At 35.2% G+C, this 17657-nt stretch carries 22 protein-coding genes and 1 pseudogene; all 23 read right to left on the reverse strand.

Annotation, left to right across the window (positions count from 1 at the left end; all coding sequences use genetic code 11):
- The coding region (locus tag ACR2MV_RS14985) for a GAF domain-containing protein (RefSeq protein WP_434022936.1) at window positions 1-762 on the reverse strand (762 nt) is incomplete at its 3' end.
- 440 nt (window positions 763-1202) lie between these two features.
- On the reverse strand, window positions 1203-1556 hold the full coding sequence (locus tag ACR2MV_RS14990) for a DoxX family protein (protein ID WP_434022937.1): 354 nt from the start codon (window positions 1554-1556) through the stop codon (window positions 1203-1205).
- A gap of 3 nt (window positions 1557-1559) precedes the next feature.
- Complete coding sequence (locus ACR2MV_RS14995) at window positions 1560-1895, reverse strand: DoxX family protein (protein ID WP_434022939.1); 336 nt, start codon at window positions 1893-1895, stop codon at window positions 1560-1562.
- A gap of 601 nt (window positions 1896-2496) precedes the next feature.
- Window positions 2497-3330, reverse strand: coding sequence for a 3'(2'),5'-bisphosphate nucleotidase CysQ family protein (locus tag ACR2MV_RS15000; RefSeq protein ID WP_434022940.1), 834 nt, complete (start codon window positions 3328-3330; stop codon window positions 2497-2499).
- Between the two features lie 2 nt (window positions 3331-3332).
- On the reverse strand, window positions 3333-4280 hold the full coding sequence (locus ACR2MV_RS15005) for a phosphotransferase (protein ID WP_434022942.1): 948 nt from the start codon (window positions 4278-4280) through the stop codon (window positions 3333-3335).
- Window positions 4281-4331: 51 nt separating this feature from the next.
- Complete coding sequence (locus ACR2MV_RS15010; protein ID WP_434022944.1) at window positions 4332-5057, reverse strand: sulfotransferase family protein; 726 nt, start codon at window positions 5055-5057, stop codon at window positions 4332-4334.
- Window positions 5058-5437: 380 nt separating this feature from the next.
- Window positions 5438-5767 carry a putative quinol monooxygenase gene (locus ACR2MV_RS15015; protein ID WP_434022946.1) on the reverse strand — a complete coding sequence of 110 codons (330 nt, stop codon included), beginning with the start codon at window positions 5765-5767 and terminating at the stop codon, window positions 5438-5440.
- Window positions 5768-5876: 109 nt separating this feature from the next.
- Window positions 5877-6152: a hypothetical protein gene (locus ACR2MV_RS15020; protein ID WP_434022948.1), complete on the reverse strand. Its 276-nt coding sequence runs from the start codon at window positions 6150-6152 to the stop codon at window positions 5877-5879.
- 266 nt (window positions 6153-6418) lie between these two features.
- Window positions 6419-7222 carry a hypothetical protein gene (locus ACR2MV_RS15025; protein WP_434022949.1) on the reverse strand — a complete coding sequence of 268 codons (804 nt, stop codon included), beginning with the start codon at window positions 7220-7222 and terminating at the stop codon, window positions 6419-6421.
- Window positions 7223-7451: 229 nt separating this feature from the next.
- Window positions 7452-8117, reverse strand: a complete 666-nt coding sequence (locus tag ACR2MV_RS15030) for a DNA alkylation repair protein (RefSeq protein WP_434022950.1) — start codon at window positions 8115-8117, stop codon at window positions 7452-7454.
- A gap of 90 nt (window positions 8118-8207) precedes the next feature.
- Window positions 8208-8708 carry a peptide-methionine (S)-S-oxide reductase gene (locus ACR2MV_RS15035; protein ID WP_434022952.1) on the reverse strand — a complete coding sequence of 167 codons (501 nt, stop codon included), beginning with the start codon at window positions 8706-8708 and terminating at the stop codon, window positions 8208-8210.
- Window positions 8687-8935 carry a glutaredoxin family protein gene (locus ACR2MV_RS15040; RefSeq protein WP_434022953.1) on the reverse strand — a complete coding sequence of 83 codons (249 nt, stop codon included), beginning with the start codon at window positions 8933-8935 and terminating at the stop codon, window positions 8687-8689. Before ACR2MV_RS15040 ends, ACR2MV_RS15035 begins: the two co-directional genes overlap by 22 nt.
- A 211-nt stretch (window positions 8936-9146) precedes the next feature.
- The gene (gene msrA, locus ACR2MV_RS15045) at window positions 9147-9689 is read right to left on the reverse strand and encodes a peptide-methionine (S)-S-oxide reductase MsrA (protein WP_434022955.1); all 543 of its coding nucleotides are present in this window, start codon (window positions 9687-9689) and stop codon (window positions 9147-9149) included.
- Entirely contained in the window at window positions 9679-10140 is a 462-nt protein-coding gene (msrB, locus tag ACR2MV_RS15050; RefSeq protein WP_434022956.1) for a peptide-methionine (R)-S-oxide reductase MsrB, read from the reverse strand. Before msrB ends, msrA begins: the two co-directional genes overlap by 11 nt.
- A 284-nt stretch (window positions 10141-10424) precedes the next feature.
- Window positions 10425-10535 (reverse strand): annotated as a pseudogene (locus ACR2MV_RS15055) (hypothetical protein); the annotation flags it as partial.
- Window positions 10536-10800: 265 nt separating this feature from the next.
- Window positions 10801-11565 (reverse strand): DUF6090 family protein, encoded by a 765-nt coding sequence (locus tag ACR2MV_RS15060; protein ID WP_434022958.1) that lies wholly within the window; start codon window positions 11563-11565, stop codon window positions 10801-10803.
- A gap of 175 nt (window positions 11566-11740) precedes the next feature.
- Window positions 11741-12535, reverse strand: coding sequence for an endonuclease/exonuclease/phosphatase family protein (locus ACR2MV_RS15065; protein ID WP_434022960.1), 795 nt, complete (start codon window positions 12533-12535; stop codon window positions 11741-11743).
- A gap of 130 nt (window positions 12536-12665) precedes the next feature.
- Window positions 12666-13310: a CPBP family intramembrane glutamic endopeptidase gene (locus ACR2MV_RS15070; protein WP_434022962.1), complete on the reverse strand. Its 645-nt coding sequence runs from the start codon at window positions 13308-13310 to the stop codon at window positions 12666-12668.
- A gap of 60 nt (window positions 13311-13370) precedes the next feature.
- Window positions 13371-14453: an ArsO family NAD(P)H-dependent flavin-containing monooxygenase gene (locus ACR2MV_RS15075; RefSeq protein WP_434022964.1), complete on the reverse strand. Its 1083-nt coding sequence runs from the start codon at window positions 14451-14453 to the stop codon at window positions 13371-13373.
- A 3-nt stretch (window positions 14454-14456) separates the two neighbouring features.
- Window positions 14457-14612 (reverse strand): hypothetical protein, encoded by a 156-nt coding sequence (locus ACR2MV_RS15080; protein ID WP_434022966.1) that lies wholly within the window; start codon window positions 14610-14612, stop codon window positions 14457-14459.
- A 386-nt stretch (window positions 14613-14998) separates the two neighbouring features.
- Window positions 14999-15385: a DUF4345 domain-containing protein gene (locus ACR2MV_RS15085; protein WP_434022967.1), complete on the reverse strand. Its 387-nt coding sequence runs from the start codon at window positions 15383-15385 to the stop codon at window positions 14999-15001.
- A 73-nt stretch (window positions 15386-15458) separates the two neighbouring features.
- Window positions 15459-16157: a helix-turn-helix transcriptional regulator gene (locus tag ACR2MV_RS15090; RefSeq protein ID WP_434022968.1), complete on the reverse strand. Its 699-nt coding sequence runs from the start codon at window positions 16155-16157 to the stop codon at window positions 15459-15461.
- Window positions 16158-16654: 497 nt separating this feature from the next.
- Window positions 16655-17575 carry a hypothetical protein gene (locus ACR2MV_RS15095; RefSeq protein WP_434022970.1) on the reverse strand — a complete coding sequence of 307 codons (921 nt, stop codon included), beginning with the start codon at window positions 17573-17575 and terminating at the stop codon, window positions 16655-16657.
- Between the last annotated feature and the right edge of the window lie 82 nt (window positions 17576-17657).

A 17657-nucleotide genomic window follows, 5' to 3' on the forward strand; every position in this document is an offset into this window, starting at 1 on the left:
ATCACTAACTGCGAAATCAATCTCCTGAAGAAGATCTTCCTGCCATTGATAGGCAATTGCTGCAGCTTTAAGTGAAAGTTTTATAGCCTCACTATATTGTGTTTGGTTCGAAAACAAATGATTAGAATGATCGAGGTAAGTACGAATAGAAGTTTCAGCAGAATAGCACGATGTAATAAAACTACGAATTGATGTTAATGACGAAGACAACTCTGAAAGAGCCGGTTTTAATGTAGCCTCCGTAAGATCAAGTCGGGTCTGTCTTCGGTCTTTTGTCAATGCTGTAAGACGTGAATTTACAAGCTTTGCCAGTTTTTTCAAACTCTTGTGCTCTTCTTTTGAAAAGCCTCTTTTTTTGGTGTCAAGCACACAAAGCGAACCCATTACGTTTTCTTCAACCATTATCGGAACACCTAAATAAGCTTGAATATTGTATTCTTTCACAACATGCTGTGGTATTCGCGGGTCATTCGACGCATCGTTAACTTCAAAAGTTTCTCCATCTCGAACCACGAATTGGCAAAAAGACACATCTCGATGGGTACCTCTTGCTGATGCAAGAACAGGTGGTAATCCGATGTGAGCCTTAAAAAACTGAACTTGATCCAAGACAAGGCTAACTAATGCAATGGGACTATCGAGTTCCTCCGCAGCTTTTCTAACAAGTTCTTGAAGTTCATAATCGTTAGTTTCGGCTAATAGCTGCTTGGTAAAAAGGTCTCGCCTTGGTTTCGAATTCCCTAAAACATCAATTCTATCCATCTTTCTAGATTTAATTACTATAAATAGTTCGTTTAACCAAAATATACTGGTTACTGTTTTGTTTAATTCATTTTTTTGTCTTAAGCCATGAAATCAAGGCAATTTCAATTATTTCGAAACCCCATTTTTATAGACTCCATCAGCAGCAAGTTTTGTAATAACTCTCTATATAAATTCGATTAACAATTGAAAAAAGTACAACCATTTAACTAAATCATCTTCAACATGTTCGTATGGTTTCTTAATAATGTTAACATCTAAGTTAGTAAAAGAAAAATGAAAGAGAGAAGAATCCTCATTAATTTCCAAATAAAAACATTTCAATTCATAAAATACGTCAACATTATCACGGTAAAATCTGTAGAAATTATATTGATAAATCGAGAACTCAGTATCACAAGATAAAATTTGCTACCTATTTACTCTCATATTTTTTTATCTCAATGAATCAAACTTATCGAATCCAAAAAAATATATGCGTTTAAAAACATAAAAAAAATAGCTGGCAACGAAACCCTGAGGCTATCTTTTATTTTTATTCTTACAATAACGCCAGCAAACATAAGTAATGTAAGGCCAAGAGAAGATATCATTAAAATAAGAGGAAATTTAAATCCAACCAGCAAACCAAAAGCTCCTGTAATTTCCAATAAAATTGTTGTTAGTCCAATTTTTTCTAACCCAAAACGCTTGAACTCGTTTTTCATATGCGGCTCATAAAAATAAGAAAAGGCATAAGCAAAGAATGACAAACTGGATATTAAAATACATATCGTTACTGCAAGCGTGCTCATTTTTTAAATGGATGAATATGCTATAAATCCGCATAGAAGAAGTAGAATAAGTGATGGCAAATGCTTTATAAATGGGTTGCTGACTTTGAAATGAAAATATTGAGCGACGAGCATAAAAACACCCATAAGAATCGATGGGATGAGAACTAATGAGGGATACCAAATTCCTGCTAAAAGTAATGTAGCTAATGCTATTTTTGTCGCTCCGACAAAATTTCGAGTTAAATCACTTAATCCAAATTGTTTAAATTCTATTATGACATTATGAAACCTAAAGGTCCAAACATACAGAACAGACAATGCGACAATAATTTGCGATAATTTTACTAAATTTTCCATTATTATTAAATTAAATTCTTACTACTCATGGGGCTTTTCGGTATTCACCCCATTTTGTCTAAGTAAATTTAAATAAAATTAAACAAAATACATTTAATATTTTGCTAAAATTTCTGATCAAAATGTAATTTTCGCCTTTTATTTTAAGAAAGTTGAATATTTCGGGTAAGAACTATATTTTTCTATGCTGATGATTAAGAGAGTATCTTCCTTATTGGTTACTTCTGGTCATGTCTTTATTTTGTATACTCTTTGAAGTCTATAGATGGATCATAATCATTATTGGTATTGACTGAATGTAGTTCGTTCCTTGAATCTTTAGAAGTGATCATTTGAAACAGCAGATGTACATAATATGGTTCTTTTACTTGATTCCAGAAACCAAAGCGCGACGCATACTTTCGCGTAATTTTTGAGATGCCAAAAATAACATCCCAAATAGACAGTCGACTACCATAATTAGCGTCTGGATTTAAACACTGTCATCTGCGGTTAAGAAATAATGCGCAAAATTTGTGCTTGGCCTCGATATGGTTCGCTCTATAATCCATGCCAAGTAGCTTAAAAATTTATAAAGATTAAGAAATCAATCTCCTTTAATTTAGCTACGTACCAATATTAAATTGGCATAAAAAACCCCTTCATGATTCATGAAAGAGCCATCCTTTCTGTTCAAGTCCAATCTTCCTCCCTCAAAAGTAGTTGCCGGCAAGCCCAATTCCTGGTACATGCAGGCTGTTGCAGCGAAGTCCCATATACTCCCTCCACCGTTTTCTTTTTTCGGGAATTTCAGCATGCAGGCAGGACCATTTTCCAGTACAAGGATGGCATTTAATACCGATCCTGCTCCGTCCAATTCTGTAATCCCATTCAAAGCCAACTTCTTTACCTGTTCATTGAGCATACTTTCTATTTCTTCTGCGCGCGGTGTATCCTTCAACTTTCGATCTGTCACATAAGTCAAATAGTTATTTCTATGCTTTATTTCCCATGGATGCCCATTTTTAAAGGCCCCAATTCCTTTGACTGCATGGTACATGGTATCTGTACTAGGATCAAAAACAACTCCTATATAGGGTGTCCCGCTTTTTGAGATTAATGCAATTGATACAGAAAAACCAGGATGTCCATTGATAAAAGCAAGCGTTCCGTCCATTGGGTCAACACACCAAAAAAATTCTTCTTCTAATCGACTACCGTCATCCTCTGTTTCTTCTGATAAAATTGCCAAATGAAACTCTTTACAAGAAGGAAGTAAATGAGAAAGAATTACTTTTTCACACTCAATGTCCACGGCAGTCACCACTTGTGAAGCATAGCTATCCCCTCCTGCCTTTTTCTCCACTTTAACCTCATCATTCATATACTTCTGAATCACTTTTCCGGCTGCAAGAGCAGCGGTGATCGCTATTTTGTTGAGTTGTTCCAGATCCATACCTATAGGTTTTTGATTACTTCAGTTGTTATACGTTCACTATAACTATTAATTTTCCAGTGGCCGGGACTCCATCCTTTTAAAAAGCGATGAAAATCCGCCCAGGCTATATGGTATAGAGACCTCCATTCAAGTTCAAGCGCTTCATTTCTTTCCTTTAATTCATTTTGCAGGTGTTCAAAATAGGTATCCAGGATCTGTGATTCCAAACGTTCACACTCACTTTCATTCAGACAACTTCCTATAAAATAAGCTACATCTTTTATACCACATCCCCCACCAACATACTGAAAATCTAAGCCAGCCACCTGACCATCTTCAGCAAAACAAAAGTTTGCCAATTTCGCATCGCCGTGAACAAATGTCTTGAATTCACAGGTATTTAGTTTTTGATCAATCATCGGTGCTGCCTCTTTCAATCTTAGATCATCCAATACGGCCAACTCCTGAGGTCGGGTCTGTAATTGCCAATAGGTTCCTACTTCCCAAAGTGCGTTGGGAATTTCACCCAGGAAACTTGCATGAAATTGTGCCAGCCATGCCAAACAATTAGCTATTTCTTCCCATCTGAGAACATTTTTGCGCAAGTAATAACCAGCTTCATCCAAATCTTCCATCACCATAAGTACCTCATCATCTTTGGTTTCAATCGCCAAGCAATGAGGCAGACGTGCTATACTGTTTTTACTGTATCGCTCATACCAGGTAGTTTCTACCTGGTAGGACTTGACCTTTCGTTGATGGCCAATGTCAGTGTTCCATCCTCTGGGATGATTCTTATTTCTGGGTATCTGAACGTGTTTTATTATGACACTATCAACAGAAGCATTTTCTAATCCGATGCGCATGATTTTACCATAACCACTCCACAATTCCTGAATCGTCTCTTTCTCAATGAGAGAGGAAGCTCCTGTACATTGCAGAATAATTGATCTGAAATACTCATTCATATGGAGCCAAATATAACAAAATGTTCATTGTAAGTTAGGCTTGTACTTTATTTACAGTAATCGCCAAATAATATATATTACCAAAAGGAAAATCAATAGCAATACACTTCGAGTTACAACAGACAACATTCGCAACATTTTCTTCATTTCTTCCTTATCATTGACTCTGGGGAAATCTTCATTAGGCACTTCTTTCTCTAAAAACGTACATAATGGTCCCCAGCCTTGATCCACCGAAAATATTAATAGTTTATTCGGTGGGACCTGACTCTTAACGTCCTTTATATGCTCATTATAACGATCCATAGCCCCTTGTTTATGATCCATGGAACCTTTAAGAAATCTCTTCCAAATCAACTTTGAAGTCATTCTTTGCATCTTATTTAGTGGAGGAATAAAAAACGACAGTAATTTACTCTCCCACATTTTTGAGATGCTATAAATCGTATCGGTCGTACTTTTATACCATGCTTCGGGTCCTCCTGGATGAAGAGTTAATAAAATTTTGGCATCTGGATTTGCCTCCATCAACTCTTTCCATACACAACTGCTTGGATAGTCTATTGTAGCTGAATAATTTTGAAAAACATCATCCCAGTTATGTGGAGCATTTTCAGGTGATTCTGCAACCTCCAACCAGAAATCCAAATGATTTTTATTCGCTTTCTTATTTACTTCTTTCATATGATAACAAGAATAACCAAGCTTATTCAACGCTAATTGAGTGGATAATGTTCCAGTTCTTCCGAAGCCTGCGCCAATAATTTTCAAACTCATATAATGTCTTATTTTAATGCGATTTAACATCCTGATCAGTTGCACCCTTTGATGAACCTTCTTATGCTATTCGGCGGGAACAGGCAGATTGCCCGTCCTTAAAAACGATAATTTGTCACAGCACCCATGCTGAAATTTAATATTTCCATCTATAATATTAAAAAATCTACTTTCTCGTACACCTAAAGGATCTTCCCATGTGCAGTTACTCAAATTCAATAGGGTTGCTTGATGATTAACTACATCCATAAGCAGCGAATGTAGTAAATACAGACCGAAAAGAAAACTCGTGCCACATATGTGGAATCAATAGACACGCAAGCCCCTCTAAATCAAATGCAAATCAGTAATTTAGTTATAAACACTCGCTAATTCTTATGTCAGTTTGCTTTCATTTTTTCAAATATCATTGGCATTGATTCTACGTCTATTGCGTGCATATCAATTAATTTAAGGGACGTAACCATTTTTATTGTAGTTGTTTTGTAATGTTTGAAATGCGGAGTCTGCAAATGAGACTCGTATGCTTTTTTATCGGCATAAATTTCCAATATTCTAATTTGGTTTTCTTTTTCCTTCAGGTACATGGGATAAATTGAAATAACCCCTTCCTCTAATTCTACCGAAGCTTTAGATTCCTCTTTTAATATTGACAAGTAGGCATCGAGATATGTTGGCTCTATTTCAATTTCCGTGAGTCTAACAATCATTTTATCTGAATTGAGAATGGCCTGTGAATTCTTTTCGTCATCACACGAATTCAACACAAACATTGACAGTACAAGCCAAAATGTTCTTTTAAAAAAAGTCATCATAAATTTAGTTCTTTAATTTCTCCAGTAGGAAAGGTTGGCCTGGGGCTAATATCACAATACGCTCTGGATGTACCACTAATTTTTTTATAACCTCCGGGTCTGCATTAAACGGTGAAAAATCTGGTGCATCTGCAGTGCCCCAATGATTTAGCAAAAGTTTAGAATTAGGATAGGTATTTGCTAATTCTGCTGTTTTCGTTTTACCTCCACCTTTTCTTAAGATGTTGTCAGTGTCAGAAATCGAATCTGTATCAGTTATGAAAATATTTATTGAATTCATATCGGTATCAGCATCTATCTGGGCTGTGCAGCTACTATTTTCCTCCAGCGTTTGTATCGTTTCTCAGAACTAAATGTAAAACTAATAATTGACTTTTTCACAGGAGCCGACCAATGACTTATAAATATGGTTCCATATCTCCTCTCGTGCCTCTTGATGTCAGGCTTATCTTTATTGTATTTTATTGGTTAAAAGGTATTTTAAGATAAAAATGTGAGAGTTGATTTCCACAATTTCCCGATGATAAATTATTGCTTAAGGCGAATTCACGATGGTTTCACATTTCTTTTTTCAAATTCATTAATTGATTTATTAGAGGTATCGAACTGTTTCGATTCATCAATCTTTAGGTTAAATTTAATATCATAGTATTTTTGATCAATAAATATCTTTTGATCAGGAGTTTTAAGGTTATAATTCTCTCCTCTCATTCGAATAACATAATATGTTTTCTTATCAATTATATACAAGGTTTCCGAAACAATTCCTTTATTATCTTCAAGTTTGCTCATAAATCCGGGCATTGACATTTTATTTTCTAATTTCACTAAAATTTTAAAACAGTTTTTATCACCTGCAATAGTATCATTTAATCTTACAATTGAGTAAGAGTCCTGATGCGCTAACATATGCCTGAACTCATGCTGCATTCCATAAAGGGTGTTGTGACTCCAGAAATGTTTCTTTTTAAAATCAGGATATTTTTCCAAATCAAAGATGGTAGCAATACTATCCCTGTTATTCATGCGAATCAATCTTTTTCCATCATAAACATCTTCAAAACGAACATTTATCTTATCATCTGAATACATGTACCAATGCCCTTTAACTCCTACAATAGAGTCACTTCTAAGTCTTTTAAAATACATTTCTCTGTATCGAAAAATAGTATCATTCATATTTCGAGGGTTTGATCTGGTCATGTCTTGTTTGTAGTAGATCGTTTCAATTGAATCTATTGAATTAATTGTTTTTTGCAGTATTCCCAAGGCAGTTTCTTTCTCTTTACAGGAATAAAAAAGAATACATGCGAAAATAAATAGCAACTGTATAATTCGATTATTTTTCAAGATGTTGGTTTTTATTTGCTTGGATTCCATGATATGATACATACCTGTTTTTGTAGGTTAATTTACGGAAAAACAGTTGATTTAGACTTAATATGCGGACAGTAAAATGGTTGGAATCAACTTTTTTTAAAGTTGATGTAAAAGGATTGAAATACGGCCAATAATTACATCAAAGAGCCCGCTACTTCAGGGCACGTGATAAAACCAAAATGGGCAAAAGCCCATGTAATTATACTTGTCTGCTCACCATTTCTTTTATCCAGACCGGTGCGAATGGTGATGTACAGCCCTTTACACTTGGATATTCGCTGTAAACACCCAGCTTTTCTCCAATTTCAATGGCCCGCCTGCGATAATCTGGATGGTGAACACCTATCTCGACCAAGCTAAAGTTCATTGTCCACTGAGCTTCTGGAGCAGCCATCGACATTTCGTTTTCTATTCGGTCCAGTAATGCCGGTATATCGATCATTTCAGGATTCTTATTCACGCGCTGACTTGTCAGGTTCCATCCGGCACGGGAAGCCATAGGATGATCGTCCAACATCCATTTTTGTCGCAGCGTTTCGTTGTCCGGATGCAGTTTCACTACATAAGAATTTATCCAGTCTGCCACACGTACATATGTCACCGATCGCACCATCGCATCCAATTCATTCACTGAAAGCTCCTTGGGGTTGATAATGAGCATGGCCAGCATCCGAGCGTCAAAATTCTCTGTTTTCCACAGATCAAGGGCCAGCGCATGGTTGGCCTTTATCTTCTTCGCGACCTTGCGAATATCGCCCAACTTTACACCATACTGATTATCACCTACACCTTTCTTTATGTTGTGGGTTCGTGTCCTTTCATCAATCAGAGCTTCAAGTTGTTCAAGAGTTTCTTTCAGTGTCATAATTATCTTATTCCAATTGTTGCCAGCCTTGGGTACATGCATCGTATTCCCGAGGAAATAACAGATATACCTTATTTCAGCATGATTATTTTATGCTTTTACAAATTTAGTTTTATTTGAAAATTTTTCTTGTAAAAGTTTTAATTTTGGATCAATAAACTTTTTACAAAAGGGTCTTTCAGGATTTTTCAGATAGTAATTCTGTATCGCTTCTCTTGAAGTTTTAAATTCAGAAAAAGGATATATTTCTGTTATCAGTTGGTTTTCAAATTCAGTCTGAAACCCGTTTAATATATTTCTTGCTTCCTCCGATTGTTTTTCTGAAAAAATGTAAATCGCCGAACGATACCTATCTCTCATAGAATGTGCTGATGTGCTTTTGTGCGTATGTAAGTGAACTTCAATCAAGGTTTGAAGAGAAATTAAATCAGGATTAAAATGAACTATCACAGCTTCAGAAAATGTACTGTTTTCATCTATAGATGCAACATACCCTTGTTCTACTCTATCAACTCCTTTTAAAGATTGAAAAACAGCTTCTGTACACCAGTGACAACCGCCACCCAATGCTATTTTAGTTTGTCCAGCCATTTATTTAGTTCATTATCAGATGGATTTCGCAATTTCTTTTTATCAATGGTGATCGTTGGAAAATGAAGTTTCCTGTTCTCGTACAAATCTCTTAATTCTTCAGCAAAAATACCATTAGATTCAACATCTCGAAATGAAAACGCTACACCTTTTTGGGTAAAGAAGGTTTTATAATAACGAGTTTTATGACATCTATCGGCACCATAAAGTTTAATATCTAATACCATTTATTGTAATGTATTTAAAAATTCAATTACTGCATCTATTGTGTTTCCAGAACCATCCATCCGATGTGAAACATTCAATTCTGGAGCCTTCAAAAATTGTTTTCTGTTTGATTTGACACCAAAACATCTCTTTCAATTTAAATTTTAGAATTATCACTAGGGTAATTCATTTTCAGAATTACCCTAGTGTAATTTAAACTACATGGTATCATTAAGCGCTCTTTAGTTTATCCGCATGAAGCTCCCGAAGTTTCTTAAGCTTTGGTGTTATCACAAAACTACAATATCCTTGAGACTGATTGTTTCTATAATAATTTTGATGTTCTTTTTCAGCTTCGTGAAAGGTTTGAGCTTCAGCAACTTCAGTAACTATAGGATTTTCATAATAAGGAGTCAACTCCTTTACAACAATTTCTGCGATTTCCTTTTGTCCTTCGTCATGATAATAAATTACTGAACGATATTGCGTGCCACGATCTGCTCCTTGTTGGTTCAAGGTTGTTGGATCGTGGGTAGTCATAAAAATAACTAAGATATCTTCGTATGATATGACAGCAGCATCAAAAGTAACTTGCACCACTTCTGCATGTCCGGTTAAGCCAGAACAAATTTCTCTATAGGTTGGTTTTCCTGGCACATTACCACCAGAGTACCCGGAAACGACTTTTTCCACACCTTTTACTTCCTGAAATACTGCTTCTGTACACCAAAAGCATCCTCCGCCAAATGTGGCAATTTGCATATTAGTTCTCATGAGCCGTCTCCTTATCTAAAGTCATTGATGCTGAATTTATACAATAGCGTAATCCACTCGGCTCAGGTCCATCAGGAAATATATGTCCTAAATGAGCATCACAAGTATTACACAATACCTCAACGCGTACCATACCAAATGCTGTATCTCTTTCGTATTTAATAGCATTTTCTTTAACAGGTTGTGTAAAACTAGGCCAGCCTGAGCCAGAGCTAAATTTAATGGTAGAATCAAATAAAGGAGTATCACAACACACACAATTGTATTTACCTTCATCATAAATACTGCAGAGTGCTCCTGTATGCGCAGGTTCTGTACCTTTTTGTCGTGTAATTCTGAATTGCTCCGGAGTTAATTGAGTTTTCCATTCCGCTTCTGTTTTTTCAACACGTCGGTCTGGCATTGGGTTTCCATGCACTGAAAACCGAATAACATCTTTCCAAGTTAGCATACTTTAAGTTCCTTTCTTTTCTAGTTAATAAATATGCTTTAATTAAGATACCAATATAGACGAATAGTGGTTGATTTCCTTACGTCAATATTTAATCGAATAGATTTTGCTTATAAAATAATTTATTTTAAATACGCCCCGACATTCCGGAATATGAGTCGCCCTGAGAATGGATCATCTTTCTATTCGTCAAAACTGATACGAATATTGAATTTGATAAGGTATGACCTTGTGATCAACCAGTCTTTCATTCTAAAGAACTCCATGGCTTCCCATGATATATTTTATTTGGTTTTTTCTATTCCTGAAAAAGTGTCACTATGAGTCCCGTTAAATGGCAGCCTTATTGCTATTAAATCATTTTCTGCAATTACATCTTCGACAACAACAGTTAAATCTGAGAAAAAATACTTTCTGCCCCTTTTATAATCCTTACAGCATCCACGCTTGTTCTTGCTCCATCAAGTCTCTGCTAAAAATAATCTGCTGCAAAATAGTCAATCACATAATCATAGTTTTTGCGATTGTATGTTTCTTCGAAAAAATTAATAACCACTTGCATGTTGTTATTCATATTTGATTTATTGGGTCCTCTTTTTTTCAGCTAACAAATACTAGTAGGAGCGTTAACAATGCGAAATTCTTTATCATTTTTCTGCTTTAATCTTCTGTAATCGTGTCTATTTCATTAATAATTAGATGCCCAATTTCAGTTAATTGATTGTATTGGCTTATCATGGTGTCGAATTGCCAAGCCGCTAGATTAATAACATTTCTATAAGCTGGTTTGGCGGTGTATTCTATGAAAGCTTGGTCATATTCAGACTGTGGAGTTGCTTTTATGGCTAAAGAATCTTGAGGGATAAAAGCAGCTGCCAAAATAAGCGACCTATCGAATTGGGTATCAAGATAATTTTCTTGATGCACGGTATACTGGTTATAGCTGTTTTCATTTTCGGCGATAACATCTACTAAACCATAGTATTTTGCCAAAAGGGAATCAAGTTTGGTATTGTTTATTTTTCCATAATATGCTGAATTTTTCAATGATTGATAACCTCCAATATTCGGTTTAAAATAAAAATCGACAAACGCAGAACCACTGGTCATAAACAAAAAAAGATTGTCTTTTTCGGTCTTCTCTAAGATACTATTTCTTGCTTTTTTACAAATGTCAGCAATTTGCTTTCTCCCATTGGCTAATTGCTCTAGCTGTTCTATATCTTCAGATGTATGGGATTTGATCTTCACTAAATACTCATCCAGAGATCTTTTATTCTTAATAGACTGATTCCAGTTATTTATCTGAAGGGCAATCAAAATACCGATTACGACCAATACAATTTCTCCTAAGGCGTACTTTAGATATTGAGTTTTCTTATTATCTAAAATCAACTTATGTCTAATTCTTCTAAATAATTTCATGAAGTGGGTTTAAATTAGCCACAACGGTTTGATGATGATTGTTGCGGCAAAAGCGGTTAGAATTTTACGATTAAGGACCAAGTTAATTATTTTCTAGTGATTTCCGAAGAGGAAATTCAACAGCAATTAATTATAAACGTACATACTATCTTTTTTTACTGAATCCATAATACAATCAATAAACCACTTCCATTTCAGCAATGAGGGGACGATGGTCAGATACCACTGCTTCATCTAGCAGCATGCTCTTTTTTACTCTGAATTTTACACTTTTTGTATTGCGGTAAATCACATGGTCAATTTCAGACTTGACGGTTCCCTGAAAGCTTAAATTATCCGCTCCTTTATTTATAAATTCAAACCCTTGTTCATAAAAATATTGCATGGTAGGTGAATCTGGTGTGCAATTAAAATCGCCAGTTATAATTGTGGCTTTGTTCAATGTGTTGATATATTGCATCAATGTTTTTGCTTGGTTTAAACGACTAGAAACACCTTCCTTATCTTCAACCCAATCAAAATGAACATTTACAAAAATAATGGTACAGCCAACTGCTATTTCGACTTCATGAATTATAGCAGAGCGAGGTTCATCTATTCCATCAGGTAATTGTAATAGCATTGTTGAAATCAATGGTTTTGAAGACAGCGTTGCCATGCCGTATTCACCTCCTTGATAGTCCATGAATTTACCAAACGCTCCGGTCATACCTACTTTTTGAGCCAAATAGTCTGTTTGTCCTACGCTATCAGATCGCAGGCAAAAATTATCTATTTCCTGTAAACCGCAAAGGTCTGGTTCTTGTGCTTTTATGATTTCGGCAACACGAGATAAATCCAGCATTGAATCCATTCCTTCCCCATGCCTTATATTATATGACATTAATTTTAAGTCACTAACTTGTTCCTGGTTACAGGCACAAAAAGAATAGATACTCAAATAGCATACAATAAGTATAAATCTTTTCATAGTCTATTTTGGCATTATAAATAATTTAATTTTATCATCAGAGCTTAGTTGCTATAAAGATATGATTATAATTAATTGAAGTTCCTCAACAATGAAATAGCAGGTTTCTTGTACTTAATTGATTATTCAATTATAGATATCCTTGATAGATTAAGGTAATAACTATTGTATTGTAAATACCATGGCAGCAGATAGAATACCATAAATTTCTTTTAAAATATAAAAACAAAACAAGGTATACCGCCCCCACCAGCAACGCATTAAGAAGTCCGTCAACTCCTAATTGAAAGTGATAAGCACCAAAAAAAAAGGCTGTTAAAGTGAAACTTATTTGACTGGAATACCTACCTGGAAATATTTTTTCTAATCTTGAAAAGATAAAACCATGAAAAACTATTTCTTCATATAATCCGCCTATCAACCATCCCATGATGAGTATGAAAATGTATTGCCATTGGTTCGCTCTTAAGAATTCATACAGTGCTACATCTGTGTCTTTGAAAGTTACAAAATGCTCCAAAACTGGAAAGAAGATAAGCTGCATAAAGGCCAATGTGATGATGGCAATAAGACCTCCTATGAGAATTGACTTTAATTGGAATCGTCCAAAGCTGAAACCAATGTCAGAAAAAGTTGCCTTGGAGTATTTTAAGACGAGCCAGACCAAAAGTAAGATCGGAATGCTATAGACAAAATTTGGAATGAGCGCAGTATGCGGTAAAATCAGAATAATACTTATTGTAATAACATTGACTATTAGCTCTTTTCTATTCATAATTTAAGTAGGAACAACGGTTCTGCATATGATATCGCGGCGGATCAAGCAAACCATATCCTATACATTTTTCTGTGTCGAGTTTTTTTTAAAAAAACTAATTATTTCCTCTACGGTATGTTTGGCGGTTTTACCAACGCCATAAATTGTAGCAGACGCAAAGCCAGTCCAATTCCCATAACCCACAAGCCACAAGCCTGGCACATCAATAGACCCTGTGTTTTCTGTTGTAATCCTATTATTATGGGTAATTCCTAACTTTTCTAAGTGGCCTAAATTAGACCTAAATCCAGTACACCAAATTACAAGATCAAAAGATTCTTTTGAATCATCACTCCATATTACACCCTGGTCATAAAATGCTTTGAATGGTCTGTAATCTTTATAAACACCATTTTTTAAACCCTCTTTAACACTTTCTATCTGAACAATATTACTTAGAGATATGTTTTCAGTATATGCCGCTTCTTTTTTATTGAAATAACTGTTATTGGCTTGCACAAATAAATAGCGTCCATCAATATCTTCCGGTAAGAATACAGGTGGTTCTAAAGTAACCCATTTTGTGGTGGTAACTTTCGAAACTTCCGCCAAAATTTGCGCCCCGGAATTTCCTGCACCAACGATGAGTACTTTTTTATTCCTTAAACCATTTGTGTTCCTGTAATCTATGGAGTGGATCTGTTTTCCTTTATACCTATCCGAATTTGGGTATGCTGGCACAAATGGAGCCATTGCTGTACCAGTTGCACTTACTACACTTTTACACAACAGAACGCCATTATTGGTTTCAATGACAAAGACATCCTTTTTTTTTGAAACTTGAATGACGCTCGTATTTCTAACAATAGGAAAGTCATATCTTTTTTCATAAGCTGACAAATAACTTAGAAGCTCATCCTTTGTCGGATATTCACGTTGCGTAGCGGGCATTTGCCAACCAGATAGGGAACTGTATTTTGAAGGTGAAAAAAGATTCAAACTATCCCAAGTCTGTAACCATGACCCACCCGATTTAGTTTGATTATCTAGGAGTAGATAATCCAAATCCGTTTTTTTCATGAAATAGCCTACTGATAGGCCAGCTTGGCCTCCACCAATAATGATGGTGTCAAATATTTTTGCTTCTGATGCTTTAGACATTATTTATACACGTAAATAGATTTTTAAGCCTCTACCAACCAGTAATTTACCATTATTAAATTCAAAACATGAGGCATCTTGATCAGAAGCATTCAGAGATGCTTGCTCAAGGTTAGGAACATATAATTTTACAGGGTTTATAATGTCTGATCTGATCATTATCATGGAATTGACACAACGGTTTCACATAAGATTAGATACGTTGTTTGCGTACCTAATTTAGCAAATAAAATCCGAATAGAAAATCCGTGAGACACGAACGAAGCGAACTGGCGCCTGCAATTTTCGCAGGTAGTCCAACTCTAGAGTTTCATTTTATAAGATGTTGGCAAACATATTTTCCCTTCAGTATTATAGTGAATGAATAGTTGATCTTGGTGGCGGTAAAGGTGGATGTATTTCAATTATCTCAGTCATACCAAACCCAATAAAGAGGGATCAACTAAGGTCTTGAATACGACTCAGTACATTAAAACTATCCTATATTCCTATTAATATTTCTCTATGTTTTAAAGACTTTATTCCTGGCTGGCTTTCTTTTAAGTTTAACTCCAACTATATATCAAACAAAAAACATTTGCTACTCCTAATACAATTTCAAATAAAATTCCTTGAGTAATCTGTTTGCTTGGTTTACCATCAGCTTTTAAACTGATTAATCTGCCGAATGCGAAACCTACAAAAACGAGAGAAGCAATAAAGTAAGAAGTAAAGGATAGTTTGTCAATAAATATTCCGAGAGCAATAATGATTCCTGCAAAAAGCATAACTCCACTGACTCCTCTCATTTCGTTTAATAGGCTGGCATCATTTTCTAGTTTTATTCCTGAATTCTTTAAATAGGCTTTTATCGGATTACTCAACCGCATTAGGCCTACAAAGACAAGCATTAAGGATGATAGTGATAAGATTGTGATTTTGATAATTTCCATTGTTAGATATTTTAGAATTAATATTTCTACAAATGTAAATTAGGGTTGTGACAGAGGTGTGTCAAGGGTATTATTAATTTTTTACATATTTTTCAAAGTACTCAGTTATAGTCATATTATGTGGGCTAAATGTTTTACTTTCTGTCACAATTTTTTGAATAAAATCTATTCTAAAGTGCCTAAAATCATTGCGTAACCGACAAAAGGCAACTAGTAGGATATCTCCATGAATGCTATAGATAGCAAAAGGTTCAATGTTTCGATTGGTTGGTTTATCCTTAGAAGAAACATAATCTATGTTTAGGACTTTATATTGAGTTAAAGCCGATTGTATCTGCATTAGGTTACTACTTGTTTTTTCTTGATTATTATTCCCACTAAAATAAATTCGGTCCGCCAATAATTCGGCATTACCCTTTTGAGAATAGCGTAAAATGGCTTTTATTTTTTCTATGGCACTCGTTATGTTTTTAACAAATGAGAGATCTTTGTTTTTAATAGCCATTTGTTCTATCGTAATCAATGCATTCGCTTCATTCTCTGTAAATAGCACCGGTGGGAGATGATAGCCCTCCATGATAGAATAACCTTTCCCTTCTTCAGTCACAATCGGTATTCCTGATTTTTCGAGTGTCCGAATATCACGATAAATGGTTCTTACACTGACGTTATGCTTTTCAGCAAGCTTTTTTGCTGTAATAATTCTTTTGGATTGTAGTTGGGTAAGAATAGCAGTTAATCGCGAAAGTCGTGGTTTCTCTTTTTCTTCCATTTCCGTATTTTCTGCTTGCGGCTAAAGCGTTAATATTTGATTTCGTTAGGTGTTTCTGCAACTAATTTAGCAAATACAAACCGAATAGAAAATCCCCATTGGCTTTCTGAAGCGATCCCGAACAATCAATGAATTATCCAAGGTGGTGTCAGACATTACTACTTATCCAAATAAACGGAAATAAGCCAACCAAAAAGCAATAGAATAATCTGTATACTAAATACAATGAATCTAAAAAGACTGCGATGATTCACATAACGCGCCAAAAAATGTGCACCTTGCTATGGAAACAATTCGGACAAGATTTTTCTTCGAATTCAAACTCGCAATTTTTACAGGTGAACATTTTTAAAGAAAACCTACAATGATTGTAAAAACATCAGGAACCGGTTAAAATGCGTTCTTTTACAATTTTGACACATCCATAACAATTCCGAATGGATTTGAGCCTGGTCGAATTCGCCGAAACCGAAATCATACATTGTTGCGTGTCGTTTTTATTTCTCGATTCTATCGTAATTTTTTAATATTTTCAACGCATATAAAGTTTGTATTCCAGCCCATTCTAATTTTGTCCCCTCACTGATACCATACCAGGTGTCCCATCGCCCATCTTCTTTTTGTCTATGAATTAATTCATGTAAGTCCGATTGAAGCATTTCATTGGTAAAGGTTGAATATAGAATTCCATTAGGTGAGGTAGCATAATTTAAACTATGTGGTTTTCCATATAATCCCCAACTTTCATCAGTTTTGTCTTCACAGATTATTCCCTTATTCGATATCCAGTTTTTCAGATTATTTATTGTTGCTTCAGCTTTTTTACGACTTTTTGTATGTTTCAAAAACGTCAACCATCTTGGTACACATAAATAACAAAAGGCATGTTTATCTTGAATTCTTTCAAATTCACTCCAAACAAACTCTTCTGCTTTTTTCATCCAGGGAATATCAAGCTCATATTTCTCTAAAATTCCCAGTAATGGTGCAGTAGTGCTTAAAGCCGCCCATTCTTTAACCGTTTTAAAATGTCCTTCGCACGGATAATCACTTTTAGGTCTGAACATCCAAGGAATACCTCCTTTTGCAGTAGTTATTCTTTCAAAATACGGCATAAAGTCGTTTAGAATGACTTCTTTAGTCAGATAACCAACTTCATCAAGCGTTTCAAGTGCCATGATGCTGAACAAAGGTTGACTTTCAGGTGATGCTGTATCTGGTTCCATTCCGTGTCCAAATCCACCATCAGGATTGCGATACGCATAAACTGCATGAAAAACACCATTCATATCTCCGTTTGCAAAATGAAATTCAAACAAACGTCTTTCAATCATTCTCGCATTTGTCAGTATAAAATCTCTTGCTTTTAGAAAGTCGCTTTTAGGTAAAATCATTTTGTTTTCCAGGATGGTTTTCATTTCACACAACGAAAAGTAATAGTCTTCGTTGCAACATCGCCCAAGAGGACTAGTTTGCTAGTACCAAGGCTTCATTGCAAGA

Origin of the sequence: Lutimonas sp. (assembly GCF_051011215.1) — a bacterium.
GTDB lineage: Bacteria > Bacteroidota > Bacteroidia > Flavobacteriales > Flavobacteriaceae > Lutimonas.